The sequence below is a fragment of the Streptosporangium pseudovulgare genome (assembly GCF_014648055.1).
Taxonomy (GTDB): domain Bacteria; phylum Actinomycetota; class Actinomycetes; order Streptosporangiales; family Streptosporangiaceae; genus Streptosporangium; species Streptosporangium pseudovulgare.
On sequence record NZ_BMQJ01000026.1, the window covers coordinates 1 to 23,688 of the forward strand.

Genomic DNA, 23,688 nt, shown 5'->3' on the forward strand with positions numbered 1-23,688 from the left:
GTGAGGTGGCGGGGCACCTGGGCCGCTGACCTCACGAGATGGCCGGTTCGGCCGGGCCGTGACGCACGGCGGGCGACGGGGAGGGTGGAAGGGCATGCAGGTGCAGCGAGTCGTCGGTGTCACCGGTTCCGGTGGGCGGGGGTCGGGGTATGTGGTCGCGCCGAGGTTGGTGCTGACCTCGGCGCACGTGACCGGCCCGGCCGGCGCCGCCGTGCGGATCTTCCACCCCGGGCGGGCGGGGGTGTTCGGTGGTGCGGTGGTGTGGGCCGGTACGCCCGGCGGCCGCGACGACGCCGCGCTGGTGGCCGTCGACGACCCGGCCTGGGAGCCGCCGGAGGGTGGGGTGGTGCGGTGGGGCCGCACGATCACCTACCGGCCCGGTATCCGCTGTGAGAGCTGGGGCCTGCCCTCCTTCGCCCAGCGCGAGGACCGTCCGGCGGAGCTGTGGCAGCCAGCCGGAGCGCTGAACCCGGGAGGAGCCCCAAAGTAGAGCGTTGCCGCGGGCCACAGCGAGTGACGTCGGCAGTGCCCGCTATCGGGTTTCGGCCCGGGCGTTCGGGGATGAGTCCGGCGCTCCCCACCGCGATAACGACGGCAGGGACGTTTCCGCAGGCGGTGTTGCTCGCTGACAGCTTTCATGTCAAGCCGTCCGGGATCGCCTAGTTACTCACAGCTACTTTGCGGCTGATGGCACCGACCCGAGCGGATGGCCGTGATGAGCCGCTCCAAGACCTGCTCCAGCTCGTGGGCCGGGGCAGGCGGGGAGCCCCATGTCAGAAGCAGACCGTCCCCGCGCCGGCGCGGGACCACATGCACGTGGTAGTGGAAGACGTCTTGGCCGGCGGCCTCGCCGGTGTTGTGCTTCACGGTCACGCCCTCGGGGGCAAGGGTCGTCTTCAGCAGGGCGGCGACGCGATGCACCATGTCGGCGACCTCGCCGTGAGAGGTCCTGGAGATCTCCCACACGTCGCGCGCATGCACGCGCGGAACCACCAGTGTGTGTCCCGCGGACGCAGGTCTGATGTCCAGGAACGCAAGCGTGTGCTCATCTTCGAGGACCCGATAGGACGGCAACAGACCGGCCACGATCTTGCAGAAGGTGCAGTCGCTCATCCACGCAATGATCGCATCCGGCCAGCCTACTTGCCTTACATGCCTTAACGATCTTCAAGCGGCTGACCAGCTCGTTCGCTTGACAACCCCAGATAACGGCGGGACTGCCGACTCAAGGGCAACGGTGTTCACCTGGCCATGCTCGGCGTTGCACGCCTTCACAACATGGCCCTCACGGGATAACCCCAACTCCATACGGGACAACCTCTAGACGCCATGATCACCGGCTTAGGGGTGCCGTTAAGACTCGTGTCACCAGGTACACGCGATCACGTTGGACCTGGTGGTGAGCATGGCGTCATCGGACGACACTGTCGTTCCGTCGGGTCTTCCGCTCGGCAACGGAAGCTGCTGACCAGGCTCAATGCGATCGCGTGTACCTGGTAGCAACTTCGTTGACGGCAGGCCATCGGCCGCGGCGACGGATCAGTGGTCGAGGACGCCGTGAACGGCGCCGTCCCGGGGATGCTCGGTGACGTGCATGCCGGTGAGGTGCGCGGCCCGCGCCAGGGCGCGGTGCACGCCCGCGTCCGGGCCGTCCTCGCCGTTCTCGGTGACCAGCCCGAGGACGCATATCTCGGCGAGGTGACGGTCCGGGTCCTCCCCGCCGCGCGAGTCGGAGGGGAACCGCGGGTCGAAGGTGAGGATCTCCCGGCCCCCGACCCAGTGGGTGAATATCTGGTCGTGGTTGACGTTGCGGAACACGGCGGCTGTCGCCGTCCCGGCCGACGTTCCCGCTGCACCTCGTCCAGGGTTCCGGCGGGAACAGCCGTACGGTCCCGCGGCAGCTCCGTGGTGGCCGAGCGCCACGTCGAAATCGTGATCTCCTGGCCCTCCGGGTGACGCCGCGACCGGCCGGACCCGGGTGCGCCACAAGGCCGAACCGCGTCATTACGCTGTGACGATGCGCGTCGGTTCGCCGCACACCCGTCTCATCGTGCTGCGGGGCAACTCCGCCTCGGGCAAGTCCAGCGTCGCCCGGGCTCTACAGGTCACCCGTGACCGGGACCTGGCCGTGATCGGCCAGGACGTCGTACGGCGCGACATCCTGCGGGAGCGCGGCGTTCCGGGAGGGTCGAACATCGGGCTCATCGACGTCATCGCCCGCTACTCCCTCGACCGGGGGTACCACGTCCTGCTCGAAGGCATGCTGTACGCCGACCGCTACGAGCGGATGCTCCAGGCGTTGCGCGCCGACCACCGCGGCCCCGCGCACTTCTACTACCTGGATGTGTCCTTCGACGAGACCCTGCGGCGGCACGCCACCAAACCGCAGGCCGGGATGTACGGCGAGGCCGAGATGCGCCGGTGGTACCGGCCGCGGGATCTCCTCCGGGACGGCTCCGAAACGATCATCGGGGAGGACAGCTCGCGGGAGGAGACCGTACGGCGGATCCTGCGCGAGACCGGCCTGTCCTCCCGGCCGCGGGGCGGCGCCGGCGAGCCTCGGTGAACGGCCGGGCGGGCGGCTCGTGTGTCCGGACCGCCCACCCGGCCGGTGTGCCGGTCGGCCCGGCTCACATGTAGCGCACGCCCCACATGCGTGAGGGCTGCTTGTCGCAGGTGTACTGGACGGCGGTGCTGCCGTCCGGGCCGATGGTCAGGCACTTGCCGGTCTGCACGTTCTTCAGCTGGTACTGGCGGGCGCCGGCCGTACCCCAGAACATCCAGCGGAACGCGGGGTGGTCGACGCAGGTGTACTGCACGGCGGTGTAGTTGTTGGCGGTGCTGGCGCCCCCGGCGATGGTCAGGCACTTGCCCGTCTGGGCGTTCCGCAGCATGTACTGGCGGGTGCCCGTCGCGTCCGTCATGGTCCACTGGCGGGTCGGGTAGGCGTCGCACTCGTACTGCGCCGCCCGGAGGTTGTCGGTCGCGCGCCCGCCTCCGGCGACGGTCAGGCACTTGCCGGTCTGCCCGTTCACCAGCATCCCGGTCACGGCCGCCGCCTGCTGGCCCTCCGGGGAGACGTCGGCGGCGGGGTCGGCCTGGGAGCAGGCCGCGGCCGGGAGCACCGGAACGAACAGGGCGGCGGCGGTGACGAGGGTCAGGGCGGAGCGGCGGACTGGGCGGAGAACGGCCATGGGGTTCCTCCCGTGGATGAGCTGGTCGTTTCGTGGTCACGGCGTTCCGGCCCGCGTCCGTCGACCCGCCGCTGGCGCGGCGGCGGAGGTCTCCGGCAGACCGGTGCCCGCGCACGCGGGGAAGCGTGCGCGGGCACCGGGTACGCGGAACCGGGTCGCCCCGGCCTGCCGGGCCCGGGAGGATGCCCGTGGATCGTGTGGTCGGGCGGCCCCGCAACCGGGCGACGCTCAGTTGTAACACCGGAAGACGATCTTTCAGGTGGCGACATGCCGTGACCAGGGCAGACGAGCGGGCACCCGGGGCGGTGCGGCACGGTGCGCCGCCCCGGCGGGCGGCATATGCCGGGAACATCGCGCCGCGCGTCCGGCTCTCCCCGCCGACCGGCTACCGGCTCTCCCGGCCTGACCGGTTACGGCTCGGAGCGAGTCGCGGGCGAGGCCGCCCGGCGCGGGTCACCGGCCGCCGATGAAGTATCGGGCGGGGATGAACAGCTCGTGCCCGGTGTCGAAAGCCACCCGCACCCCGGCGGTCGTCCACTCGGTGGTCCTCACGGTGCCGGCGGACGTCTCGATGCCCACCAGGTGCCCGTAGGAGAAGCCGGGATCCCGGCCGACGACGATCAGATGCGTCTCGCCGAGAAGGGTGCTCCTGCGGACCAGACCCAGCAGGTGCTTCGAATCGTCGCCGTAGGTCACGGTGGCCGGCTGGTCGCTGCGGTAGACCACCTCGAACCGCGGCCACCTCGCCGCGACGGCCAGCGCCACGCTCAGCACCATCCCCAGCACGACGCCGAGAACGACCAGCCCGAGGCCCTTCAGCCGCCGTGATCGGCTCGGGCGGCCCGACGGCGGTTCCACGGCGAGGGACGAAATCATCAACGGCCTCCGTAATGGTCGACTACATGGTTCGTCGCTTCCGCGGGGTGGAAAGTTCACGAGCATCCGCGCTCGTCCGCCGGCTCCTCGGCCACGTGTGACGATGCATCGCGATCCCCGGGATCACCTCGACAGGGCCATGCCCGTCGGGCGATACTCGCCGCTCATGCCGCCGGTGTCCCGGCCGGCCGGACCCGTCACAGCCGGTGGACGCGGAAGGCGACGGCCGAGGGACGCAGGTAGGCCGTGTCGGGTGCGGGCCGGAAGCCGGGCACCACCGACAGGTCGTACACCTCCTGGAACGCCCGTACGGCCGAGCGCCCGGCGGGCAGGTCCAGCGTCACCTCCACCCCTCCGGCGGGCGGGGCGTGGTAGGCGAACCCCTTCCGCCTCCCCAGTGCCCTGCCGTCCACGCTGACGGGTACGGCCCGCTCCAGGCTGAGCCCGACGACGGGCGCGTCTCCGGACGGCGTGAGCCGTACCACGACCCGCCGTCCCGCCCCTGGCCCCGGGCCCGATCTGACCACGGTCAGCCGGGGCTCCGCCAGCCGGGCCACGGGCGCGGGTCGCGTGCCGTATCCGTCCTCGCCGAAGTACCGCGCACTGTCAGGGGAGGTGGCGCCCGGTTCGCCCCAGACGGCGGTGCCCGATCCGGTGTCGAGGGCGTAGGCCAGGTGGGCCTGCCGGGGATGCTCGGAGTCGAACCGGTCCACGGCCGGCCCCGCCGCCAGGAGCACCGCCGCCGCCGTGGACGCCGCGACCGCCACGGCCGTGACGCGGACGTGCTGGAGGAGAGGCGACAGCAGGAGCAGGAACAGGGCCAGGTACAGCCCGGCCTGCACGCCGCCGAGTTCCAGCCCGATGTCGAATCCGAGCACCGCCCCGCCGCCGAGCAGGACGGCCGCCGGCACGAGCCCCAGGGTGAGCGCGACGCTCCTGAACCGCGGGGTCGCCCCCGGCGCGGACCCCGGGGTGAGCGCGGTGCCCCTGGACCGCACGGCCTCCGCCGCCAGCCCGCCGGCGGAGGCGAACAGCGCCGGCCACACCAGCGTGTGCGACCCACCGGGGAGCAGCACCGCGGAGGCCACCCCGAGCAGCGCCACCAGCAGCACTCCCCCGACGGCCGGCTCCCGTTCGCCGGTGATCCGGCGCGCGAGCGCCCACCACGCCGCGGTCAGCGCCACGACCAGGGCCGCCAGTGCTCCCTGGTACGGCCAGGGCCGGTACGGGTCGCCGGTGAACATTCCGGCGTACTCGAGCCGCAGCATCCCGAGCAGCGGCCAGAGGAAGAACCCCGCCGCCCCGGCCACCAGTACCGGGACCAGCCCGAGTCCGGCCGCCGCCGCGGTCCTGGGCAGCCGGATCAGCCCCCGCCGCCGCGACACCGCCAGGAGAGTCCCCGCCAGTACCAGCCCGCCCAGCGCGATCGGCAGCTCCAGCCAGGCCGGATACCGCACCAGCAGCCACGGGATCGTGAAGTGGACGGACTCACCGCCCCGCAGCCGTTCCAGGTCGGCATCGGCCAGTACCCGCGCCACGGCGAGCGTGTTGTCGCCCATCTGCTGCAGGCTGGCCCGCGACAGATGCGCGGGATCGTCCAGCGGCGTGTGGTAGTACGCCCCGCCTCCGCTGTAGGCGGAGTCGAGGCCCAGCCAGCCGTTCTTCTCGAAGACGTAGAAGTCGGTGTTGTTCGGCAGCAGGGAGAGGACGGCCGCGAATCCGGAGTCCGCCATGGGATGCGGTGCGGCCGAGCCGTACACGTCGACCAGGGGCCCCGAGTCTCCGGAGGCGCGGAACATCATCACGGCGCCGCGGTTGCCGCGGGCCTCGTTGTTGAGCACCACGGTGCGCCCGCCGGGGGGCAGGGCGGCGGCACCGAGCAGGCCGGCCTCCTCGCCGTCGGTCAGCAGGAAGGCCAGGTCGTTGCGGGTGGATTCGGGGAGTCTCCTGGCGACCTCCAGCAGGGTGGCCACCCCGGCGCCGTCGTCGGAGGCGCCGGGAGCGCCCGGTACGGAGTCGTAGTGCGCGGCGACCACCAGCCGGCCGGTGGGCGCGGTGCCGGGGCGCTCGGCGACGATGTTGCGGACCCGGCCCATGGGGACGACGCCGTCGTGGTCCAGCGGGAGCACGCCGACGCCCTCCTGGACGCGTACGTCGAGGCCGAGCCTCCGCAGCTCGGCGACCAGGTACTCACGCACCCGGTCGTGCTCGGACGTGCCGACGGGGTGCGGTGCGCGGGCGATGGCCTGAACGTCGGTGAAAGCCCTGGAGCCGTCGAAGGCCGTGGCGGCCCTGGTTCCCGGCGACTGGGCCCACACCGTGAGGGCCACGACGGCGACGAGAGCCGCCAGGCCGAACAACGCTTTCCTGGTCACGTCATCGACGTTATGAGCCGAAGACGGCCGCCTCCAGGCTCCGGAGAACGATCTCGGCCTACATCGAAGTGACTACACCGGGCCGGTGCGTCCTACAGGGCGCCGGTCAGGTTCAGGGTCCAGCGGCGCGAGGGGTGGTCGTCGCAGTCGTACTGCACGGCCTCGACGTTGTCGGCCGTGCTCACGCCTCCCGCGATGGTCAGGCACTTGCCGGTCTGCGCGTTGCGCAGCTGGTACTGGCCGCTGCCCGTGACGTCGATCAGGGTCCAGCGGCGCGAGGGGTTGCTGTCGCAGGTGTACTGCACGGCCGTGACGTTGTTGGCCGTGCTGACGCCCCCGGCGATGGTCAGGCACTTGCCGGTGTTGACGTTGCGCACCTGGTACTGGCCGGTTCCGGTCACGTCGGTGAGGAACCAGCGGCGGGACGGGTGGGTGTCACAGGCGTACTGAACGGCCTGGACGTTGTTCTCCGCGCTCACGCCCCCGGCGATGGTCAGGCACTTGCCGGTCTGCGCGTTCACCAGCATCACGGTGAGCTGTGCCGGGCGGCGGCCGGCGGCCCCCGCCCCTGCCCCGGCTGCGGTCCCTGCCCCGGACTCGGTCCCGGTCCCGGACTCGATCCCGGCCGGAGCGACGGGTACGGCGGCGGCGAGGGCGGCGGCCGGGAGCGCCGGGGTCAGGGAGGCCAGGGCGGGCGGCGCCGAAGCGAGAAGGGCCGTGACGGCGAGGGCGCGGCGGTGGACGGTCATGGGTTCCTCCCGTGGACGAGCGGTCGTTTCGTACTTCCGGCCGCGCGTGTCCGTGCCTGCCGGAAGCACGCTCGCGCGGGACGGGGAAACGGGCGCGCGTGAGGCCGAGCCGCCCGGAGCGCGGAGGCGGGAGGAGGCCCCGGCGATCGTGGATTTCGGCGTGGCGGTCCCGCGACAGGACGACGCCTCTCGTTGTAACAGGTGGCGGCGCGCACCCGGTGACGCCATGCCGTACCGGGTCACGGGTGTGAGCGGATACGGGCCCCGTCGTACCGGGTCCGCGGGCACGGACGGACACGGGCCCGCCGTGCCGGAGGTTCCGGTACGGCGGGCCCGCGCGGGAGGCGCCTGGTCAGGCGAGGTTGAGCTGCCAGGAGACGCCGAAGCGGTCCGCGACCCAGGCGAAGCGCTTGCTGAAGCCGTAGGAGTCGAGCGGCATCATGGTGCCACCCTTCTCCGACAGCGCCGCGTACAGCCGCTCGATCTCCGCGTCGGAGTCGCACTGGACGTACAGCGACACCGCCGGGGTGAAGGTGAAGCCGTGCGACACCGAGCTGTCGATGGCCATGTACTCCTGGCCCGCCAGGCTGAACGTGGCGTGCTGCACGGTGCCCTCCTTGCCGGGGCCCTCGGAGCCGTAGCGGGTGATGTCGAGGATCTCCGCGTCGTCGAACAGCGAGGTGTAGAACGTCATCGCCTCCTCGGCGGCGCCCTCGAACATCAGGAAAGTGGTGATCTTCTGCGTCATCGCGCGGGTTCCTCTCAGCGGGTGTGGAAAGCGGTTCAGGGGGTGTAGAAGGCGATGGTCCGCTCGGCCGCCGCGGTGGCCTGTTCCTCGGTGGCCCCGGCGGCGCGGTGGGCCTCGCCCCAGGCGCGGCCGCTGGCCGCGATGAAGTCCGCGCCCTCGGGGGTACGGCCGAAGCCGTCGGGGTCCGAGACCGACCTGCCCGTCCGCAGGTGCAGGACCAGGCCCAGCAGCGCCAGGTCCCAGCCGAGGCCGACGGCTCCGGGTCCGTACTCGTCCCACATCTCCGGCGGGACGGCGGCGGTGTGGCGCAGCTCCAGCAGCGTGGCGTCGCCGTCCTCGGCCAGCCGTACCTCGACCTCGGAGGTTCCGCCGCCGAAGACCCAGGTGAGCTTCAGGTGGTGGGGCGGCTCGCAGGTGAGGATCTCGCCGCCGGCGTTGCCCTGGATCTGGTAGTGGCCGCCTTCCCGCAGGTCGCCGGTGACCGGGGAGAACCAGCGGGCGATGCGGTCGGCGGTGGTGATGGCGTCCCAGACGTCCTTGACCTCGGCGTGGTAGCGGCGCCGGACCAGGATGGTCCTGGTCTCGCCGTCCGCTCCCACCTCCCGGTGGGCGAGGCCGATCTCGTTGACGATGTCCTTCATCGGTTCTCCTCGTGTCCGGGGTCTTCCTCGTGATCTTCCTCAGGGCCGGGGCCGTCGGCGATGCGGCGCTCGCGCCTGCCGCGGGCCAGTTCGGTCGCCAGCGCGTCGAGACGCTGCTCCCAGAACCGGCGGAAGCGGTCCAGCCACATGTCGACCTCCCGCAGCGGCGCCGCTTCGACGGCGTACAGCCGCCTGGTGCCCTCGGCCCGCACCCTGGCGAAACCGTTGTCGCGCAGCACCCGCAGGTGCTGGGAGACCGCCGGCTGGGAGATCCCGTACTCGTCTCTGATCACGGCGGTCACCTCGCCGGAGCTCAGCTCACCGTCGGCCAGCAGCTCCAGGATCCGGCGCCGGACCGGGTCCCCGAGGACGTCGAATGCGTGCACGCGACAATGATTCAGGCAATGCTTATATAAGTCAAGGCGCATGCTTTGTTTTCTCCGGAGCCGAGAGTCCAAGCATTGGTTGATCCGATTGAAAAGTTTATCTGTTGCACTTATTGATCTGGTGTGCTTTTCTGGAGCGGCGGTTCCGGGGCACCGCCCGGCCGCCGTTTCCTCCCGGCGAGATCCCGCCGTGCCCCTGACCCAGGCATCCCTTCAGCACGGCAGTCACGGCACTGCCGCACGGAACGAACGGAGCACCACCATGAACACCGCCCCGGCACCCCGCATCGCCATCATCGGAGCCGGCCCCGGCGGCCTGACCTGCGCTCGCATCCTTCAGCGGCACGGCATCACCGCCGCCGTCCACGACCGCGACGCCGGACCCGCCACCCGCGACCAGGGCGGCACCCTCGACCTGCACGCCGACAACGGCCAGATCGCCCTACGCGAAGCCGGCCTCCTGGAGGAGTTCTTCCGGCTGGCCCGGCCCGAGGGTCAGGAGATGCGCCAGATGGACCCGGCCGGCACGATCCTCTTCCATCACGTCCCCGCGCAGGACGAGCTGTTCAAGCCGGAAATCGACCGCGGCCGGCTGCGCGACCTGCTGCTCGACTCGCTTCAGCCCGGCACCGTGCACTGGGGCCACACCCTGCAGACCGTCGGCGGCCCCGCCGGAGGCCCCCGGCGGCTGCACTTCACGGACAGCACCACCGTCGAAGCCGACCTCGTCATCGGCGCCGACGGCGCCTGGTCCAAGGTCCGCCGCGCCGTCTCCCAGGCCACCCCCCGCTACAGCGGCGTGAGCTTCCTGGAAGCCTGGTTCCAGGACGTCACGACCCGGCACCCCGACATCGCCGAACTCGTCGGCCAGGGCGGCGCCGCCGCGGCCGACGGCGACCGCGGCCTGTTCGCCCAGCGCAACGGCGGCGACCACATCCGCGTCTACATCATCCAGCGCGTCCCGGCCGACTGGATCACCGCCGGCGGTCTCACCCCCCAGGCCACCGACGGCATCCGCGCCCTCCTCCTGGAGCGCTACCGCGACTGGTCGCCCCGCCTGCGCCGGCTGATCACCGACAACGACGGCCCCTACGTCGACCGCCCGATCTTCGCCCTGCCCGTCCCCCACACCTGGGAGCACGACCCCACGGTGACCCTGCTCGGCGACGCCGCCCACCTCATGCCCCCGCTCGGCGTCGGCGTCAACCTCGCCATGCTGGACGCCTGCGAACTCGCCCTCGCCATCGCCCGCCACGACACCGTCGGCGAAGCCGTCCGCGCCTACGAGAAGACCATGCTCCCCCGCTCCACGGAGATGGCCCGGCTCCTCGACGGCGGCGCCGAAGAGCTGCTGTCCACCGAGCTGCCCGACTTCGCCACCGCCGACGTCCACTGACCGTCCCCCACAGCCAAGGTGGTCAGGACGGGGTGGCGGTACTCGCGCGGGTCCCGGCCCGTACCGGCCCCGGCGGGAACGATTTTCCGATCCCAGAAGTGAATCTGACCCTGGGCCACCGCTCGAATGACCTTGCATGGGGCACAGCCAACAGGTGGACAGGGGAAGATCCGGTCTCGGCGCGGCGGGAGACGCGACGGAGGGGATGCGGGCCGCCGGGAGACCCGCCGCGCGGGAGGGGTCGCCGGTCGCCGGCGGTCCACGGGTGCTCGGCCCGCTCGGCTGCGCCCTGCTCCTGGCGATGGTCGCGGCCCAGGTCGCGTCCGGGCCGCAGCCGCGGCCGATCCTGCTGACCAGCGTGGTGGTGCTCCTGCTGGCGGCGAGCGCGGTGGCCTTCGCGGCGCGGGCCCACACCTTCCCGAGGGCGGTCGCGGCGTTCGCCGCGGCGGTCCTCAGCGGATACGCCGCGGAGTGGATCGGCATCCGGACCGGCCTGCCGTTCGGCCCGTACCACTACACCGGCGTGTTACGGCCGCAGCTCGGCTCGGTGCCGGTGATCGTGGCACTGGCCTGGGGCGGCATGGGGCTGGCGGCCCACGCGACGGCCGCGGCCGTCTTCCCTGCGGCGACGGCGTACGGCAGGGCCGCGCGGGTCGCCGCGGGGGCGGCGGCGCTGACCGCCTGGGACCTGTTCCTCGACCCGCAGATGCTCCGGCTGGACCTGTGGGTGTGGCACGACGACGGGCCGTACCGGGGTGTCCCGCTGAGCAACTTCGCCGGCTGGCTGCTGGTGTCGGCGCTGGTCATGGTGCTGATCAACGTCATCGTGGCCGACCCGGCGGCGCGGAGCGCCGGGCTGCGGTCCGTCTACGCGGTGATGGCGTTCATGGAGACCGTCGGGTTCGCGGCGGTGTTCGACCCGCCGGACCGGCTGGTGGCGGCGACGGGAGGGGCGTGCATGGGCGTGTTCGCCGTACTGGCGTGGTGGCGCGGACGCCGGGCGGGACCGGCGTGACGCCCCGGGGCCCGGACCGCGAAGAGGACGGGGACCGGAAGAAGAGCGGCGGAGAGCGCGGAGGGGCGGCGGAAGCGGCGGTGAGCGGGGGAAGGGCGGCCGGGGTGGCGGGATCGGCGGAGCGGGCGGCCGAGGTGGTCGTGGTCGGCGGCGGGGTGGGCGGCATGGTGTCGGCGCTGCTGCTGGCCCGGCGCGGGCACCGGGTGCGGCTGTACGAGCAGCGTGACCGGCTGGGCGGCAAGCTGGCCGAGCACGTCCGGGACGGTTTCACCTTCTCGATCGGCCCGTCCCTGCTGACGCTGCCCGAGGTGTTCACCGGCCTCGGCCTGGAGCTGGACCTGGTGGAGCTGGACGAGCTGTGCCGCTACCGCTTCGCCGACGGCTCGACGCTGTCGGCCCGGCGCGACCCGGGCCGGATGGCGGCGGAGGTGGACCGGCTGGCCCCGGGTGAGGGCCGCAACTGGCTGGCCTTCCACGACTGGGCGCGGGACTGCTTCGTGGCGGCCCGGCGGGCGTTCTTCGCCGGCCCCCTCCTCCCCTCCTGGCCGCCGGCCCGGCCACCGTCCGGCGGGGCCCGCCTGTCGGACCTGACGGCGGTCGCGCCGGGCCGTACGGTGGCCGGGCTGGCCCGGCGGTTCTTCACCGACCCCCGGATGCGCCGGTACGTCGGCCGCTACGCGACCTACGCGGGCTCCAGCCCCTACCGGGCCCCGGCGGCGCTGGCCTGCATCCCGGGGATCGAGCACGGCGAGGGCGGCTGGTACGTGCCGGGCGGCCTGCCCCGCATCGCCGACGCGCTGGCCGCGCTGCTGGACAGGGCGGGCGTGGAGGTCCGTCTCGGCGCCGAGGTGCTCGACGTGCTGGACGACGGCACGCGGGTCACGGGCGTACGGCTGGCCTCCGGCGAGCGGGACCGCGCCGACGTCGTGGTGGCCAACACCGACGCGGCGGCGCTGTACGGGCGGCTGATGCCGGACCGGCGGCGGCTGCGGCGCATCGCCCGGCTGGGCACGTCGTCGTCGGCGTTCCTGCTGCTGGCGGGGGTGGAGGGCCGGACCGAGGGGCTGGCGCACCATTCCGTCGTCTTCTCGGCCGACTACGAGCGGGAGTTCGGCGACATCTTCGACCGGCGGGTGCCGCCCGCCGACCCGACCGTCTACATCGGCTGCTCGGCGGTGCACGATGCGACGCAGGCGCCGGAGGGCACGGAGAACTGGACGATGCTGGTCAACGTCCCGGCCCGCGCCCCGGGCCGGTGGCCGATGACGCCGGAGGCGTACCGGGACCTGGTGCTGGAGCGGCTGGCCGCCCGGGGACACGACCTGTCCGGACGGCTGCGGTTCGTGGACCTGTTCACCCCGGCCGACCTGCGGGAACGCTACGGCTCCTGGGGCGGGTCGATCTACGGCGGCGCCTACTCCGGGCGGCTGTCCGCCTTCCGCCGCCCCGGCAACCGGGGGCCGCGGCGCGGTCTGTACCTGGTCGGCGGTTCGGCGCATCCGGGCGGCGGGTTGCCGCTGGTGGCGATGGGCGGGCGCATCGTCGCCTCGCTGGTGGAGGAGGACTTCCCGTATTGAGCACCACGCCGGAAGCCGCGTCGAAGATCGTGCCGGGAGTCGTCCCGGGAACGGCCGTACCGGGAACCGCCGTGCCGGGGACCCCCGTATCGAAGGGACTCACCGGATGAGGCTCCTCACCGCGGCGCAGGCCGCGGCCGCGGTGGTCGTGGCGGTGCGGCTGGCGCGGGGACGTGACCGGCTGCCCCCGCTGGCGCCCGTCGCCGGCGCCGGGCGGGTCTCGGTGGTGATCCCCGCCCGCGACGAGGAGCACCGCATCGCCCCGTGCCTGGCGGCGGTGCTGGCCGATCCGGCCGTGGCGGAGGTGATCGTCGTCGACGACGAGTCGGCCGACGGCACGGCACGGCTGGCCGCCGGGCTGGGGGCGAGGGTCGTCGCGGGTGAGCCGCCGCCCGCGGGCTGGGTGGGCAAGCAGTGGGCGTTGCGGCAGGGCGTCCGGGCGGCCTCGGGGGACGTCGTGGTGACCCTCGACGCCGACACCCGGCCGAAGCCGGGGCTGTTCGGCGCGCTGTCGGCCGCGCTGGACCGCTACGACCTGGTGAGCGCGGGCCCGAGGTTCGTCTGCGACGGGGTGGCCGAGCAGGCGTTGCACGCGTCGTTCCTGGCGACGCTGGTCTACCGGCTCGGTCCCGTCGGCCCGTCCGCTCCCCCGCCGCCGCACCGCGTGATGGCCAACGGCCAGTGCATGGCCTTCCGCCGTACGGCGATGCTCGCGGCGGACGGGTTCACCCGGGTGCGCGGGCACATGACCGACGACGTGGCGCTGGCCCGGGAGCTGGCGGCCGGCGGCTGGTCGGTGGGGTTCCTGGAGGCCGGAGGCCTGCTCGAGGTGGACATGCACTCCTCGGCGGCGGAGGTGTGGCGGGAGTGGGGGCGGTCGCTGCCGCTGCGCGACGTCACGTCTCCCGGGCGGCGGGCCGCCGACCTGGCCGTGGTGTGGCTGACCGCCGCGCTGCCGGTGCTGCGGCTGGCGGCCGGGCGGCCGACCGGGCTGGACGCGGGGCTGCTGGCCGTACGGCTGCTGCTGACCGGGGCGCTGCGCGGCAGCTACGTCCGGCCGGGGCCGGGTGTGCCGCTCTCCCCGCTGCTGGACCCGCTGGCGGCGCTGCGGCTGACGCAGGCGACGCTGCGGCCGGTACGCCGCTGGCGGGGCCGCGTCTACCCGGACGCCGCCGGGGGGCGGCCGGGCCGGACACGGGAGGCGACCGGCGCGCGGGCCGGGGACGGAGCCGGGAGCGTGTCCGGGGCGCCCGGTGGCCGGGCTCCGGACACCGCCGGGGTCACGACGGCCGGGACGCCCGTCCGGCCCGGGACGCCTGCCCGAAGCGCAGGCCGATGAGGCACATCAGCGCCCCGGTGGCCGCCACGTACCCGACCGGGGCGAGCAGGAGCTGCAGCACCGGCAGGCCGAACACGCCGACCCGCGCGCCGGCGGCGAAGGACCGGGTGACCAGGGTCGTCACGACCAGGGCCGCGACGCCGAGCAGGAACGCGGGCGGGCAGATCACCGCGAAGCCGCCCGCGAAGGTGAGGACGGACCGGCCGCCCCGGAACCCGGCGAACACCGGCCAGGCGTGGCCGGCCATCGCGGCGGCCACCGCCAGGTACACCGGGACGGCGCCGGCGGCGGTGACCCCGCCGGGCCAGGTGAGCCGCCCTCCGGTGACCGCCAGGGCGAGCAGCCCGGCGAGGACGCCTTTGAGCATGTCGCCGGCGAAGACCGGTACCGCCGCCCGCCGGCCCAGCAGTTCCATGACGTTCCAGAAGCCGGGGTTCCGGTCGCCCGCCTCCCGGGGGTCGAGGCCGTGCGCCCGGGCGACGAGCACCGCGACCGGCACCGAGCCGAGAAGGTAGCCGCCGATGACCGAGACGAGCACCGCGAGCGCGACGGGCAGGCCGGGTGAGCCGGGCGGAGGAGTCATCGCTTCTTTCCATCTCACGAGATATGCGGACATGGGCGCTATGAAGCACATGGCGTTCGACCGGCCGGTGCTGGGGCGCACCCCCGGGCTGGTGTTCTGGCGGCTGCTGGGGACGGGCCGGGGCGCGTCGATGAGCCTGGGCGCCGACCTGCGTCGCTGGGCGCTGCTGGCGGTCTGGCGGGAGGAGGCGGCCCTGGACGGCTTCCTGGCCGGCTCGCCGGTGGCGGCGCGCTGGCGCGCGGAGGCGCTGGAGTCGTGGCGGGTGCGGCTCCGGCCGCTGTCGTCCCGCGGCCGGTGGGGCGGCGCCGACCCGTTCGGCCTCCCGCCCGGGACGGCCACGGGCGGGCCGGTCGCGGTGCTGACCCGGGCGGCGATCCGGCCCTCCCGGCTGGTGGCGTTCTACCGGTCGGTCCCCCGGGTGGACCGCCTGCTGGCCGAGCAGGAGGGGTGCCTGGCCTCGGTCGGCGTCGGCGAGTGGCCGCTGGCCCGGCAGGCGACGTTCTCCCTGTGGCGGGACGCCGACGCGGTGCGCGACTTCGCCTACCGGGGGGCGGCGCACCGGCGGGTGGTCAGACGGACGCGGGCCGAGGGCTGGTACTCGGAGGAGCTGTTCGCCCGGTTCGCCCCGTACGGCAGCGAGGGCGCCTGGAACGGCGCCGATCCCCTGGCCGGGCACGGCGGCCCCGGCCGCCTCTGACGTGAGGCGGCCGGTGGAGCCGGTCAATTGACCGGCTCCACCGCCAGGTGGTCGCCGACGCGGTCGGTGACGCCGCCGTCGGCGAGGTCGCGCGCGACGGCGCAGGCCCGGGCGATCGTGGCCGCCCGGGACGCGCCGTGCGCGACCACGACGGTGCCGGTGAGGCCGAGCAGCGCGGCACCGCCGTGGGTCTCGGGGTCGTAGAGGCGGGCCACCTCGCGCAGCGCCTCGGGCGTCGCGGCGCCGGTCCGCGCCACCAGGGAGAGCGTGGCGCGGACGGAGCCCTCGACGTTCTTGAGCACGACGTTGCCGGTGAAGCCGTCGGTGACGATCACGTCGGTCGTCCCGGCCAGCACGTCGTGGCCCTCGACGTTGCCGTGGAAGCGCAGCGGCAGGACCGGCAGCAGCTCCCCCGCCCGCCGGGTCAGCCGGTTGCCCTTGCCCGGCTCGGAGCCGATCGACAGCAGGCCCACGGACGGGTCGGCCACGCCGAGCACGAGCCGGGCGTAGGAGGCGCCGAGCAGCGCGAACTGGGCGACCATCTCGGGTGTGGGATCGGAGGTCGCCCCGGCGTCGATCAGCACGGTCGCCCCGCCGGCCGTCGTGGGCAGGGCGATCGCCAGGGCCGGGCGCAGCACGTTCGGGGCGCGGCCGATGCCCCGGATGGCGCACGAGACGACCGCGCCGGTGGAGCCGGCCGACACCAGCGCCGAGACCGTGCCCTGCCGTACGAGCTGGCAGGCGACGCCGAGGCTGGAGGTGGCGGAGACCGCGGAGGCGGCGGTGCTGACGGCTCCGGCGCCCCGCTCGGCCATGGGGACGACGTCCTCGGCGTGCACCACGCCGATCTCGCCGACGGCGCCGTGGTGCGCCAGCTCGCGGCGGATCTCCCCGGCGCGGCCGACGAGCACGACGGGGACGCCGTGCTCGCGCATGGCCGTGACGGCCCCGCCGACCGTCTCGGCCGGTCCGTGGTCTCCGCCCATGGCGTCGACGGCAACAGGCTGGGGCATCGCGTTCTCCTCCGCGAGGGTGTGATGTCGGTGTCCGGCTCGGCGGGTGGCGGCGCCGGGTCCGGAGCGGACCCGCTCCACCGGCGCCACCCGGGTCGGGGCGCCCACCCGGATCACGGTGCCCACCCGGCTCGGGACGGCCGCCCGGCTCCGGGCGCCCCCGGTTCAGGGCGCCCGTACGGTGACCCGGCGTTCGGCCCGGTCCGCGGCGGACGCCGCGAGCAGGTGCCGGGTGAAGATCGCCACCCTGCGGCGGCGGGGCACGGCCACGCGGGCGCGCAGCACGTCGTGGCCGGCGGCCTCGATCCGGTCGAGGATGCCGCCGTACAGCTCGTAGGCCGCGCGGATGCACGGCCGTGACGAGGGGATGAGCAGGTCGATCCCCTCCAGCGCGAGGCGGTAGTGGGCGTGCGCCCGCCCGGCCTCGAAGGCCAGCAGTTCGCGCAGGGCGGGAGTGGGGGCGGGCCGCCGCAGGTCGTCGACGGACACGCCGAACCTGTCGAGGTCCTCCAGCGGCAGGTAGACCCGGCCGCGGGCGATGTCCTCGGCGACGTCGCGCAGGAAGTTGGTGAGCTGGAAGGCCAGGCCGAGCCGGCGGGCGGGCTCGCGGGCCTTCTCGGCTGCGCCGGGCAGGGCCTCCAGGACGGGCAGCATCATCGTGCCGATGGCCGCGGCCGAGCCCTCCATGTAGTCGAGCAGGTCGGCGTAGGTGGCGTAGCGGGTGACGGTCAGGTCGGCCCGCATCGACCGCAGGAAGGCGTGGATGTCGGCGTGGTCGACGCCGAACGAGCGGACGGTCTGGGCGAACGCCGGAAGCACCGGGTCGTCCACCGGCTCGCCGGTCAGCGCGGCGGCGGTCCGGTCGGTGAGGGTGTCCAGTGCGGCGGCCCGGTCGCCGGTCACGGTGAACGAGTCGACGATCTCGTCGGCGTAGCGGGCGAAGCCGTACAGGGCGTGGACGTGGGGGCGTTTCCAGGCGGGCAGCAGCAGGGTCGCCAGGTAGTAGGAGCGGCCGTGCCGCGCGTTGAGCCTGCGGCACAGCTCGTAGCTGCGGGTGAGGGTCATCGGGGGCTCTCCAGGATGCGTTCGGCGGCCAGCCGGCCGGAGATCAGCACCGGCGGCACCCCGACGCCCGGCGCGGTGTGCATGCCGGCGAAGTGCAGGCCGGGGACCCGCCGGGCGGCGCCGGCCGGGCGGAACCAGGCGGTCTGGGAGAAGCGGTGGTCCAGGGCGAAGGGGGTGCCGGCCGAGTGGCCGAGCCGCGCCCAGGCGGGCGGGTCGAAGCGGAGGCGGGGACGGCCGGCGAGGTCGCCGTAGCCGAGGTCGGCCATCCTGTTCAGCAGGCGGTCCTCCAGCTTCGGGGCGAGGCGGTCCCAGTCGGCTCCGCCGTGCAGGTTGGGGGCGGGTTCCAGCACGGTCAGCGTGGCGTGGCCGGCGGGCGCGGCGGCGGTGTCGGTCGCGGGGCAGGTGACCAGCAGGCTGGGGTCGGGCTGCGGCCGTCCGGCGGCGAGGGCGGAGAAGGTCGAGCGCCACTCGCGGCCGAAGTGCAGGGTGTGGTGGGCCTGGCCGTCGAGCCGCCGGTCGAGGCCGACGTGCAGCACGACGCAGGAGGGCGAGTGACGGGGACGGCGCAGCCGCCAGTCGCCCGCCGCCTTCGGCAGCAGGCCGTCGTGGGCGCCGGGCAGGTCGCAGGCGACCACGACGTGCCGGGCGGGGAGGCGCTCGCCGGTGTCGAGCAGGACTGCCGAGACGCCGTACGGGCCGGTCTCGACCTTCAGCGCCCGCGTGCCGTACCTGATCCGGGCGCCGGCCTTCTCCGCGGCGGCGGCCATGGCCTGCGGGATGGCGTGCATGCCGCCGTGCCGGGGGAAGAAGACGCCGCCGACGGTGTCCATGTGGGCGATGACCGCGTAGATGCCGAGGGCCCGCTGCGGGGACAGCCCGACGTAGAGGGCCTGGAAGGTGTGCGCCCTGACGAGACGGTCGTCGGTGAGGTGGGCGCGCACCAGGCCGTCGAGCCGCCGGAAGCCGCCGAGCGCGGCCAGCCGGGCCAGGACCAGCGGCCGGACGAGGTGACGCAGCCGGGTCATGTCGCGGTCGATGAAGACAGGCCACTCGGCGGCGAACAGCTCGCCGAGCCGGGCGCGGAACCGCCGGTAGCGGTCGGCCTCCGCCGCCCCGCACAGCGCGCGGACCTGCTCGACCATGGCGTCCTCGCCGGGGACCACGTCGAGGTGGGTGCCGTCGTGGTAGCGCATCCGGTAGTACGGGTCCAGCCTGCGCAGCGGCAGGCGGCTCTCCATGTCCTCCCCGGCCGCGGCGAAGGCGTCGGCCAGCACCTCCGGCATGGTCAGCACCGACGGCCCGGTGTCGAAGCGGTAGCCGTCCAGGCTCGCGGTCCCGCAGCAGCCGCCCGGCACGTCACGGGCCTCGACGACCGTGACGTCACGCCCGGCGCCGGCCAGCCGCATCGCCGCGGCGAGACCGCCGAGCCCGGCGCCGATCACCACGATTCCGCCGGTCCCGCTCATCGGGCGCCCCCGGTCGTCGCGGCCGGGCCCGCCGAGCGCCGTGGAGCACGGGGCCGGGAATCCGGGTTCCGTCCACCGGGCCGGCTCCCGGCCGCCGCGAGGGCCGGTGACCGCCTCCCCGGGGAGACGGGGTCGTCCGTCCCGGGCGGCTCGCCGGTGCGGTGCTCGGTCTCGCGGGTGCCGGTGGCCATGGGCATCGCTCCTCTGCGTCGGTGAAGGTGACTTCGCGAACGGGAGCGTGTCCGGATGCGCCTTCGCGACGAAGATTCGGTTCCCTCATCCGCCGGGGGCGGGGCCGTCCGGTCTGGCGGCGCGCTCCTCCAGGAACGCCCTGCCCTCCTCCAGCAGGCCGCGCCGTACGTCGGAGTTCAGCCAGGCGTTCAGCTGGTCGGGGCTGGAGAAGCGGAACACCACCATCCACGTGTTCTGCTCGCCGGAGCCGGGCGGATATGTCTCCATACGCTCGAATCCGGGAAAACGGCGGGCGGCCTCGTCGGTTCTCTCCTGCCATCGACGGTATTCCTCTTCACATCCCTTACGGACCCGCGAGGAGATCATGACAATGGCGCCGTCGCCGCTTTTCCTGCCACTCACGCTCGGTTCCACCCCGACAACTCTATGCACTTCATCACGGAGAAGGAGGAGTGCGACACACAAGGTGACGTGATCGCCCGGGACGGATTCCCCCCAATTCTTCTTTGCGATTTCCGGTGCCGGACCTCGCGGCGGCTTCCCGGCCGGGGGCCGCCGTGACATCGCGGGACGAGCCTCCCGGCCCGTCCCGCGATGGGGTCGGAGGCCCGTTCAGGGACCCGGGGTCCGCACGGGCTCTCGGTTCGTACCGGTTCTAACCGGCCTGGTCCCCCGGCGGCAGGTAGGGGCTCTCTTCATCCGCCGTCCCCTGCGGCGCGACGCCGGTGGCGTCCTCCGGTCCGGAGGTCCCGTACGGTCTGCCGGTCCGCTCGTCGACGCCGACCGTCCGGCGGCCCCTCTCGCGTTTCCGGGCCGCGAGCTTCTCCGGGCTGCGGGTCTCGCTGACGCCGACGCCCATCGGCCCCACGGGGGCGGGCTCGGTGGAGGAGATCCCCTCACGCTCCGCCCGCGACACCTCCCGTTCCGGCCGCAGGCCCTCGGGCGGAGGTCCCCAGGCGCGGTCACCCGCCCGGACCACCTCCTCGCTCGCCCGGCCCACGGCCGGTGCGAAGCCGTGCCAGACGGTGCCGCCGGTGCCGCCGTCGTCCCGTGCCGCGCCCGGCGCGGTGTCCGGTGCGACACCTTGTCGTTTATCGCGTGGTTTCTTCACGTCCGCCACCCCCGTGGGTCTCGGTTCTCAGTGGTCTCCCGGCGGGAGCCGTCAGCAGATCCTCGGCAGCGGGTCGCCGACCAGCAGATCGACGATGCGGGTGCCGCCGAAGGACGTCCGCAGCAGCACCAGCCCCGGCGGGTCGTCGGCGATCCGCCCGATGACGGCCGCGCCGGAGCCGAGCGGGTCGGAGCGCAGCGCCGCGAGGGCGGCGTCCGCGGCCTCCCCGTCGACCACCGCGACCATCCGGCCCTCGCAGGCCACGTACAGCGGGTCGAGTCCCAGCAGCTCACACGCCCCGCGTACGGCGGGCCGCACCGGGATCGCGTCCTCGTCGAGCACGACCGCGACCCCGGAGGCTCCGGCGATCTCGTTGACGACCGTCGCCACCCCGCCCCGGGTGGCGTCGCGCAGGCAGCGCACCCGGCCGTCTCCGCAGGCGGCCAGCAGCCGCTCGGTCAGCCCGTTGAGGGGCGCGGTGTCGGAGGCGAGGTCGGCCTGGAGGTCCAGCTCACCGCGGGCGATCATGACGGTGACGCCGTGCTCGCCGATCGGCCCGGACACGATGACCGCGTCCCCGGGGCGGGCGGCGGCGGCGCTGAGCCGTACCGGGCGGTCCATCGTCCCCACCCCGGCGGTGGTGATGTAACAGCCGTCGGCCTTGCCGCGCTGGACGACCTTGGTGTCGCCGGTGACGATCCACACGCCCGCCGCCCGCGCCGCCGCCGCCATCGAGGCGGTCACGCGCCGCAGGTCGGAGACGGGGAAGCCCTCCTCGACGACGAAGGCCGCCGACAGGTAGCGGGGTCGCGCCCCGCACATCGCCAGGTCGTTGACGGTGCCGTTGACGGCCAGGTCGCCGATGTCGCCGCCCGGGAAGAACAGCGGCGTCACCACGAACGCGTCGGTGGTGAGGGCGAGGCCGTCGAAGACCGCGCCGTCCTCCAGGGGTTCCAGCAGCGGGTTGCGGAACTCCTCCAGGAACACCGCCTCGACGAGGGTGTGCGTCGCCTTGCCGCCCGCGCCGTGCGCGAGGGTGACGCGGTCCTCCCGGACGCGGGCCGGGCGGCGGCGCACCCGCTCGATGCGTTCCAGCACCAGCGCCTCGCGGTCCTGCTCCGCCCTCTCCCCCGGTTCCCCGAAACCTCCCGGTCCCCCGAAACCTCCCGGTTCCCCGGAACTCCCCGGTCCCCGGAAACCCCCGGGTTCCCCGAAACCCTCCGGTCCCCCGAGACCTCCCGGTTTCCCGGAACCCGGAGCCGGAGGATCCCCCCGGCGTCCGGGGCGCGCCGCCTCGCCGGCGCCGGTGGTCGCGTCGGTGTTCACGTGCGGGTCGCCTCCCTGACCCGGTCCCGGGAGAACCGGCCGAAGTTGTAGTAGGCCGCGCAGGCGCCCTCCGACGACACCATGCAGGTGCCGATCGGCGTCTCGGGCGTGCACGCGGTGCCGAACACCTTGCACTCCCACGGCTTGAGCACGCCCTTGAGCACCTCGCCGCACTGACACGCCTTGGGGTCGGCCACCCGCACGCCGGGAAGGTCGAAGATCCGCTCGGCGTCGAAGTCGGCGTAGCGCTCGCGCATCGCGAGCGCCGAGGAGGAGATGAACCCCAGGCCCCGCCACTCGAAGTACGGTCTCGGCTCCATCACCTCGTTGATGACGTCGAGGGCGCGGGCGTTGCCGTCCCAGGGAACGACCCGGGCGTACTGGTTCTCCACCTCGGCCCGCCCGGCGGCGAGCTGCTCCAGCAGCCGCAGGACGGTCTGCAGCACGTCGAGGGGCTCGAACCCGGCCACCACCAGCGGCTTGCCGTAGTCGCGGGCGATGAACCCGTACGGCCGGCACCCGATGACGGCCGAGACATGGCCGGGCCCGACGAACCCGTCCAGCCGCAGGTCGGGCGAGTCGAGGATCGCCTTGATCGCCGGGATGATCATGACGTGGTTGCAGAGGACCGAGAAGTTGCCGATCCCCTCGGCCCGTGCGCGCAGGACGGTCATCGCGGTGGAGGGCGCGGTGGTCTCGAACCCGATGCCCATGAACACCACCCGCTTGCCGGGGTTGTCCCTGGCGATCCGCAGGGCGTCCAGCGGGGAGTAGACCATGCGGATGTCGGCGCCGCGCGCCTTGGCGTCCAGGAAGGAGCCGCCGCCCCCGGGCACCCGCATCATGTCGCCGAACGACGTCATGATCACGTCCGGTCGCATGGCGACGTGGATCGCGTCGTCCACCCGTCCCATCGGGATCACGCAGACCGGGCAGCCCGGGCCGTGCACGAGCGTGACGGCCTCGGGGAGGTGGTCCTCCAGCCCGTGCTTGTAGATGGCATGGGTGTGACCGCCGCACACCTCCATGAACTTGTAGCGCCGGCCGGGCTCGCACAGCCCGGCGATCCGCGCGGCCAGCGCCCGCGCCCGGCCGGCGTCACGGTACTCGTCGACGAAACGCACCGGTCATCACCCCTGCTCGATCATGGATTCTCGGAGGGCCGCGATCTCCTCGTCATAGGCGTCGCCGATGCTCTCGAGGAAGTCGAGCGCGGCCCGCGCCTCGGTCTCGTCGATCTTCGACAGCGCGAAGCCGACGTGGATGAGGATCCAGTCGCCGACCGCGAGCCGCTCGCCCTCCAGCAGGCCGATGTTGATCGCGCGCCGTACGCCGCTGACGTCGACCATGGCCAGGTCAGGCCGGTCGGTCAGGATTTCCGCGATCTCCCCCGGGATTCCCAGGCACATGGGTGGCCTCCGCCATCTGGATGGATTCGAGGACGAGGTCGTCGCCGCCCTCCATGTCGAGGTCGACGCCACCGCACTCCGGGCAGGTGGCGTAGGGGTCGAGGGACGCGGCCGTCTGGCCGCAGGAACGGCAGATCAGCTGCACGGGCACGACGACCAGGTCGACGTGGGCCCCCTCGGCGGCCGACCCGCCGGCGATCATGGCGAACGCCTGGTTGATCATCGGTTCGGTGACCCGGAGCATGGCGCCCGCCTGCACCCGCGCCCGTTCCACCCTGCGGCCCCTGGCGCGTTTCTCCACCGCGCTGAGGATCGCCTCGGCGATCCCGAATTCGTGCATGTCCGCCTCACTGGTCTTGCCGGTCTCACCGGCCCTCGCTGGTTCTCGCTGGTCCTCGCTGGTCCTCGCCGGGTGTCACATCCTGCGGATCCGCATGTAGCGCTTGAGGTCGGGGATCGACTGGTAGACCAGCACCCCGATCCCCACCAGGACGGCTCCGACGAACAGGCGTCTCAACACGGTCTCTCCT

General features: G+C 73.7%; 27 protein-coding genes and 1 pseudogene. 8 read left to right on the forward strand and 20 right to left on the reverse strand.

All coding sequences use genetic code 11. The features are described from left to right. The first annotated feature begins 94 nt into the window (after positions 1-94). Positions 95-490, forward strand: a complete 396-nt coding sequence (locus tag IEZ10_RS34115; RefSeq protein WP_189250645.1) for a trypsin-like serine peptidase — start codon at positions 95-97, stop codon at positions 488-490. A 173-nt stretch (positions 491-663) separates the two neighbouring features. Here the strand turns inward: IEZ10_RS34115 and IEZ10_RS34120 are convergent, their stop codons facing one another. After that, the gene (locus tag IEZ10_RS34120) at positions 664-1,113 is read right to left on the reverse strand and encodes an HIT family protein (RefSeq protein ID WP_189250646.1); all 450 of its coding nucleotides are present in this window, start codon (positions 1,111-1,113) and stop codon (positions 664-666) included. 99 nt (positions 1,114-1,212) lie between these two features. Between IEZ10_RS34120 and IEZ10_RS34125 the strand changes: the two are divergent. Beyond that, positions 1,213-1,296 (forward strand): annotated as a pseudogene (locus IEZ10_RS34125) (IS5/IS1182 family transposase); the annotation flags it as partial. 243 nt (positions 1,297-1,539) lie between these two features. Here IEZ10_RS34125 and IEZ10_RS34130 read toward each other — a convergent pair. Next, complete coding sequence (locus IEZ10_RS34130; protein WP_268246406.1) at positions 1,540-1,923, reverse strand: DUF6461 domain-containing protein; 384 nt, start codon at positions 1,921-1,923, stop codon at positions 1,540-1,542. Between the two features lie 94 nt (positions 1,924-2,017). Between IEZ10_RS34130 and IEZ10_RS34135 the strand changes: the two genes are divergently transcribed. Beyond that, positions 2,018-2,566: an AAA family ATPase gene (locus IEZ10_RS34135; RefSeq protein ID WP_189250648.1), complete on the forward strand. Its 549-nt coding sequence runs from the start codon at positions 2,018-2,020 to the stop codon at positions 2,564-2,566. A 64-nt stretch (positions 2,567-2,630) separates the two neighbouring features. On the opposite strand, the gene IEZ10_RS34140 is transcribed toward IEZ10_RS34135, so the two are convergent. The 7 genes from IEZ10_RS34140 to IEZ10_RS34170 form a co-directional block, all read right to left on the reverse strand. Continuing rightward, a complete protein-coding gene (locus IEZ10_RS34140; protein ID WP_189250649.1) occupies positions 2,631-3,194 on the reverse strand; it encodes an RICIN domain-containing protein in 564 nt (187 codons plus the stop codon). Positions 3,195-3,647: 453 nt separating this feature from the next. Continuing rightward, positions 3,648-4,070, reverse strand: coding sequence for a hypothetical protein (locus IEZ10_RS34145; RefSeq protein WP_229811924.1), 423 nt, complete (start codon positions 4,068-4,070; stop codon positions 3,648-3,650). Between the two features lie 197 nt (positions 4,071-4,267). Then, positions 4,268-6,445, reverse strand: a complete 2,178-nt coding sequence (locus IEZ10_RS34150) for a M28 family peptidase (protein WP_189250650.1) — start codon at positions 6,443-6,445, stop codon at positions 4,268-4,270. Between the two features lie 92 nt (positions 6,446-6,537). Continuing rightward, entirely contained in the window at positions 6,538-7,194 is a 657-nt protein-coding gene (locus IEZ10_RS34155) for an RICIN domain-containing protein (protein ID WP_229811925.1), read from the reverse strand. A 352-nt stretch (positions 7,195-7,546) separates the two neighbouring features. Further along, positions 7,547-7,942, reverse strand: a complete 396-nt coding sequence (locus IEZ10_RS34160; RefSeq protein ID WP_189250651.1) for a VOC family protein — start codon at positions 7,940-7,942, stop codon at positions 7,547-7,549. 35 nt (positions 7,943-7,977) lie between these two features. After that, positions 7,978-8,583 carry an SRPBCC family protein gene (locus IEZ10_RS34165; protein ID WP_189250652.1) on the reverse strand — a complete coding sequence of 202 codons (606 nt, stop codon included), beginning with the start codon at positions 8,581-8,583 and terminating at the stop codon, positions 7,978-7,980. Continuing rightward, positions 8,580-8,969, reverse strand: coding sequence for an ArsR/SmtB family transcription factor (locus IEZ10_RS34170; RefSeq protein ID WP_189250653.1), 390 nt, complete (start codon positions 8,967-8,969; stop codon positions 8,580-8,582). Before IEZ10_RS34170 ends, IEZ10_RS34165 begins: the two co-directional genes overlap by 4 nt. A 262-nt stretch (positions 8,970-9,231) precedes the next feature. Here IEZ10_RS34170 and IEZ10_RS34175 point away from each other — a divergent pair, with 262 nt between their 5' ends. From IEZ10_RS34175 to IEZ10_RS34190, 4 genes are all read left to right on the forward strand, one after another. Then, positions 9,232-10,365 carry an FAD-dependent oxidoreductase gene (locus IEZ10_RS34175; RefSeq protein ID WP_189250654.1) on the forward strand — a complete coding sequence of 378 codons (1,134 nt, stop codon included), beginning with the start codon at positions 9,232-9,234 and terminating at the stop codon, positions 10,363-10,365. Positions 10,366-10,501: 136 nt separating this feature from the next. Continuing rightward, the gene (locus tag IEZ10_RS34180; protein ID WP_229811926.1) at positions 10,502-11,380 is read left to right on the forward strand and encodes a carotenoid biosynthesis protein; all 879 of its coding nucleotides are present in this window, start codon (positions 10,502-10,504) and stop codon (positions 11,378-11,380) included. Positions 11,381-11,460: 80 nt separating this feature from the next. Then, the gene (locus IEZ10_RS34185) at positions 11,461-12,957 is read left to right on the forward strand and encodes a phytoene desaturase family protein (RefSeq protein ID WP_229811927.1); all 1,497 of its coding nucleotides are present in this window, start codon (positions 11,461-11,463) and stop codon (positions 12,955-12,957) included. Between the two features lie 106 nt (positions 12,958-13,063). Beyond that, positions 13,064-14,296 carry a glycosyltransferase family 2 protein gene (locus IEZ10_RS34190; RefSeq protein WP_189250655.1) on the forward strand — a complete coding sequence of 411 codons (1,233 nt, stop codon included), beginning with the start codon at positions 13,064-13,066 and terminating at the stop codon, positions 14,294-14,296. Here the strand turns inward: IEZ10_RS34190 and IEZ10_RS34195 are convergent. Beyond that, positions 14,238-14,879: a glycerol-3-phosphate acyltransferase gene (locus tag IEZ10_RS34195; protein WP_189250656.1), complete on the reverse strand. Its 642-nt coding sequence runs from the start codon at positions 14,877-14,879 to the stop codon at positions 14,238-14,240. The genes IEZ10_RS34190 and IEZ10_RS34195 overlap by 59 nt on opposite strands. Positions 14,880-14,919: 40 nt before the next feature. Between IEZ10_RS34195 and IEZ10_RS34200 the strand changes: the two genes are divergently transcribed. Further along, positions 14,920-15,576 (forward strand): spheroidene monooxygenase, encoded by a 657-nt coding sequence (locus tag IEZ10_RS34200; protein ID WP_229811928.1) that lies wholly within the window; start codon positions 14,920-14,922, stop codon positions 15,574-15,576. Positions 15,577-15,599: 23 nt separating this feature from the next. Here IEZ10_RS34200 and plsX read toward each other — a convergent pair whose 3' ends face one another. From plsX to IEZ10_RS40500, 10 genes are all read right to left on the reverse strand, one after another. Next, positions 15,600-16,589, reverse strand: a complete 990-nt coding sequence (gene plsX / locus IEZ10_RS34205) for a phosphate acyltransferase PlsX (RefSeq protein WP_189250657.1) — start codon at positions 16,587-16,589, stop codon at positions 15,600-15,602. Positions 16,590-16,754: 165 nt separating this feature from the next. After that, entirely contained in the window at positions 16,755-17,654 is a 900-nt protein-coding gene (locus tag IEZ10_RS34210; RefSeq protein ID WP_189250658.1) for a phytoene/squalene synthase family protein, read from the reverse strand. Then, the gene (gene crtI, locus IEZ10_RS34215; RefSeq protein ID WP_189250659.1) at positions 17,651-19,120 is read right to left on the reverse strand and encodes a phytoene desaturase family protein; all 1,470 of its coding nucleotides are present in this window, start codon (positions 19,118-19,120) and stop codon (positions 17,651-17,653) included. The genes IEZ10_RS34210 and crtI overlap by 4 nt, the downstream gene beginning before the upstream one ends. 276 nt (positions 19,121-19,396) lie before the next feature. Then, positions 19,397-19,876: an antibiotic biosynthesis monooxygenase gene (locus IEZ10_RS40355; protein WP_308426331.1), complete on the reverse strand. Its 480-nt coding sequence runs from the start codon at positions 19,874-19,876 to the stop codon at positions 19,397-19,399. A 91-nt stretch (positions 19,877-19,967) separates the two neighbouring features. Next, positions 19,968-20,423: a hypothetical protein gene (locus tag IEZ10_RS34225; RefSeq protein ID WP_189250661.1), complete on the reverse strand. Its 456-nt coding sequence runs from the start codon at positions 20,421-20,423 to the stop codon at positions 19,968-19,970. 51 nt (positions 20,424-20,474) lie between these two features. Next, positions 20,475-21,521, reverse strand: a complete 1,047-nt coding sequence (gene hypE, locus IEZ10_RS34230; RefSeq protein ID WP_189250662.1) for a hydrogenase expression/formation protein HypE — start codon at positions 21,519-21,521, stop codon at positions 20,475-20,477. Positions 21,522-21,745: 224 nt separating this feature from the next. Next, a complete protein-coding gene (gene hypD, locus IEZ10_RS34235) occupies positions 21,746-22,873 on the reverse strand; it encodes a hydrogenase formation protein HypD (protein WP_179817771.1) in 1,128 nt (375 codons plus the stop codon). Positions 22,874-22,879: 6 nt separating this feature from the next. After that, positions 22,880-23,158 carry a HypC/HybG/HupF family hydrogenase formation chaperone gene (locus IEZ10_RS34240; RefSeq protein ID WP_189250663.1) on the reverse strand — a complete coding sequence of 93 codons (279 nt, stop codon included), beginning with the start codon at positions 23,156-23,158 and terminating at the stop codon, positions 22,880-22,882. Beyond that, entirely contained in the window at positions 23,106-23,498 is a 393-nt protein-coding gene (locus tag IEZ10_RS34245; protein ID WP_179817773.1) for a hydrogenase maturation nickel metallochaperone HypA/HybF, read from the reverse strand. Before IEZ10_RS34245 ends, IEZ10_RS34240 begins: the two co-directional genes overlap by 53 nt. Positions 23,499-23,573: 75 nt before the next feature. Beyond that, entirely contained in the window at positions 23,574-23,678 is a 105-nt protein-coding gene (locus IEZ10_RS40500; RefSeq protein ID WP_373287446.1) for a DUF6893 family small protein, read from the reverse strand. Positions 23,679-23,688 lie beyond the last annotated feature (10 nt).